At 73.8% G+C, this 3,099-nt stretch carries 2 protein-coding genes and 1 pseudogene; 1 reads left to right on the forward strand and 2 read right to left on the reverse strand.

Going from position 1 to position 3,099, the window contains the following annotated elements:
- Positions 1-11 precede the first annotated feature (11 nt).
- Positions 12-448, forward strand: a pseudogene (locus tag HET64_RS37835) (ATP-binding protein).
- 13 nt (positions 449-461) lie between these two features.
- Here the strand turns inward: HET64_RS37835 and HET64_RS37840 are convergent.
- Entirely contained in the window at positions 462-1,706 is a 1,245-nt protein-coding gene (locus HET64_RS37840; RefSeq protein ID WP_215111756.1) for a VWA-like domain-containing protein, read from the reverse strand.
- On the reverse strand, positions 1,703-2,974 hold the full coding sequence (locus HET64_RS37845; RefSeq protein ID WP_215111757.1) for a MoxR family ATPase: 1,272 nt from the start codon (positions 2,972-2,974) through the stop codon (positions 1,703-1,705). The genes HET64_RS37840 and HET64_RS37845 overlap by 4 nt, the downstream gene beginning before the upstream one ends.
- Positions 2,975-3,099 lie beyond the last annotated feature (125 nt).

Genomic DNA, 3,099 nt, shown 5'->3' on the forward strand with positions numbered 1-3,099 from the left:
TCCCCGTACGCATCGCGCGGCCCGCCCAACCCCGCTTCACCTGGCACCACTTCGCGATGCGGTTCAGCTCCACGCCTCGCGGTGCCCGCCTCGCCCGACACCTGGCCGGCGAACGGCTCGACGCCTGGGGCATCCCGTACGGGAGTGACGCCCACGACGCGTTGACGCTGATCGTGGCGGAGCTCAGCGCCAACGCCGCCAGCCACGGCCTCGTACCGGGACGTGACTTCCGCCTCCGGCTCTCCGCCGAGAACGCGACCGTACGTGTGGAGGTCACCGACACCCGGGGCGAACGCGTGCCCGCACTCAGCGACCCGTCGGCCGACGACCAGGAAGGCGGCAGAGGACTGGTCCTCGTAGCGCCCTGACCGACAACTGGGGCTGGTTCCCCCTCACCGACGGTCCCGGAAAGACCGTCTGGGCCTCGCTCGACGTACGGCCCCTCTGACCCGGTGCCGGCGCTACCCGATCTCCACCACCCGCGCCCACGCCGGAGGCCGACGGGGGACGTAGTCGGGGTTGTCCTCGTCCCAGGAGCGGCGCCTGTGGTCCCTCGGGAACAGGCCGATGACCGTGCGGCAGGCCGGTCGCGCGGTCGGCCAGGGTGTCTGCCCGTCGGTCAGGATCACGATGGCGTCGGGGCGGGGATGTGCCCGCAGCGCCTTGGCGAAGCCCGTACGCAGATCCGTGCCGCCACCTCCCACCAGCGGAATTCCCTCGGCCTGGCACAGCGGGTGGACGACCCGGGTCGCCGCGTCGCAGGCGAGGACGGTGATCAGGTCGCGGCGGCCGCCCACCGCACGGGAGATGGCGGCGACCTCCAGGAGGGCGCTGCCCAGTTCGGCGTCGCTGACCGAGCCGGAGGTGTCGATGACGACGGAGACCCGGGGCGGTCTGCGGCGGAGGCTCGGCAGAACGACGCCGGGCAGCCCGGTGGAGCGTCGCGACGGACGGCCGTAGGTGTAGTCCTCCCCCGCGCCGGGTCCCGAGGCGGCCGAGCGTACGGCGGCGCCCAGCAGATCCCGCCAGGGCTGCGGCGGATGGAACGCCTCCTCCGCCCACCGTTTCCACCCCTTCGAGGCGTTCCCCGGCCTCCCCGTGATGCCCTGTGCCACCCGGAAGCGGACCGCGTCCTGCTCATGGGCGCTGAGCCCGTGCGCGCCGTCGGGCCCCACGTCCCATTCCCTCTCCAGCCCGTCGGCGCCGCTTCCGCAGTCCAGCCACGCGAGGTCCTGGGTGCGGGAGCCGAGGCGGAACTGGTACAGGTAGTCCTCCATGAGCTCGCCGGGCTGAAGGTGCAGCGTCGCCGGGTGGACCGCGCCCTTCGGCCGGGCCAGGCCGTCGCCGTACACGTCGTCGTTGATCTCGCAGTCGGCGGCGATGTTCATCCGCAGCCGCTCCCCCGGTCCGGTCAGCCCGCGCTGCCGGGCGACCCGGTCGCTGCGGCCGTGGTGGTCGCGCAACAGGTGCGACACCTCGTGGACCCAGACCCCGGCCAGCTCCTCGACGGGGGTCCGGGCCACGAAGGACGGCGCGACGTAGCACCGCCAGTACCGGTCGACGGCCATGGTCGGGACCTGCCGTGACTCCACGGTGTGCAGGGCGAACAGCGCGGTCGCCAGGTAGGGGCGGACCCGGGCTGCCTGGAGGCGGGCGGCGAAGAGTTTGTCCAGGTCCAGCGCGCTCGGCGCGTCCGTCGTCGTCATCGGCCCGCCGTCGCCTTCGCCTTCGCCGTGACCCGGGCCGCTGCCCGGTCCGCGCGCCCGGACAGGGACACGACGCCCGCGAGCTGTTCGATGGAGGCCGGTACGTCCCAGTCCTCCTGACGCAGCGAGGCGAGGGTCGTCGCCGGGACGACCACCAGATCCGGGGCCCCGGTCTCCAGCGCCCGGACGAGCAGCGCCCACGCCGCGTCCCAACGTGCCCTGTCCGGCCGGGTACGGACCGCAGCGACCACCCCGTCCAGCGCGGCCTGCCGGAGATCGCCGCGCTCGGGCAGGACTGCGGCCGCAGGGTCGGCGAGCAGGTCCTCGGGGTCCGGAAGGTCCATCCGGTCCAGGCTCGCCAGCAGTTCAAGACCCGGGCCGTCTCCGACCGTTCCCCTGACCAGCAAGGACAGCACGTCCCTGGAGGACCCGGCGGCCGCCGCGAAGGCGATCAGGTTCAGCGTCATGTCCCAACTGCGCGGCGAGGGCCACGGGCCGCCCCGGCGTGTCTCCGTAGTGGGCAGCCGGTGAACGAGGGTGGGACGGGCGGAGAGGAGTCCGCACACCGCGCGCCGGGCGAAGTCCACCGCTTCGGGCAGCCTTTCGGGGTCGAGGCGGGGCAGTGTCGCGCGGGGCCAGGTGCCGGCGAGGCCGCGTACGACGACCTCGTGGTCGTGGGTCCACTGGAGGTGGACGAAGCGGTTGGCGAGCGGCGGGCTCAGCTCCCAGCCGTCGGCCGCCGAGGAGCGCGGGTTGGCAGCGGCCACGATCCGTACGCCGGGCGGGAGTCGCAGCGCTCCGATCCGCCGTTCCAGTACGAGGCGGAGGAGCGCGGCCTGCACGGCGGGCGGTGCGGTGGAGAGCTCGTCGAGGAACAGCAGCCCGCGCCCGGCCCGTACGAGCCGGACGGCCCAGTCCGGCGGGGCCATCGGGACTCCCTGCTCGGCGGGGTCGTCGCCGACGACGGGCAGCCCGGAGAAGTCGGACGGCTCGTGCACGCTGGCGATGACCGTGGTGAGCGGCAGGTCCAGGGAGGCGGCGAGCTGGGTGAGCGCCGCGGTCTTGCCGATCCCCGGCTCACCCCAGAGCAGCACGGGCAGGTCGGCGGAGACCGCCAGGGTCAGCGCCTCCAGTTGGATGTCGGGGCGCGGCTCGGTGGTGGTGTCGCGGAGCAGGCTCATCAGCGCTTCGGCGACGGCGAGTTGGGAGGTGGGAGCGGAGTCCGTGGGCACGGGTGCGGGTGCGACGGACGGGGTGTTCGTGAGCATGAGAGATCACCTGAGGGTATGCGAGAGGGCGTAGGGGCACGGGTGCGTACGGGTGTGGCCGAGGGCGGTCACGGTGCGGGGGCCGTCGGGCCCAGCACTCCGGGGGTCAGCGGACGACGGTGTGG

Source organism: Streptomyces sp. McG3, from assembly GCF_018619185.1.
Classification (GTDB): domain Bacteria; phylum Actinomycetota; class Actinomycetes; order Streptomycetales; family Streptomycetaceae; genus Streptomyces.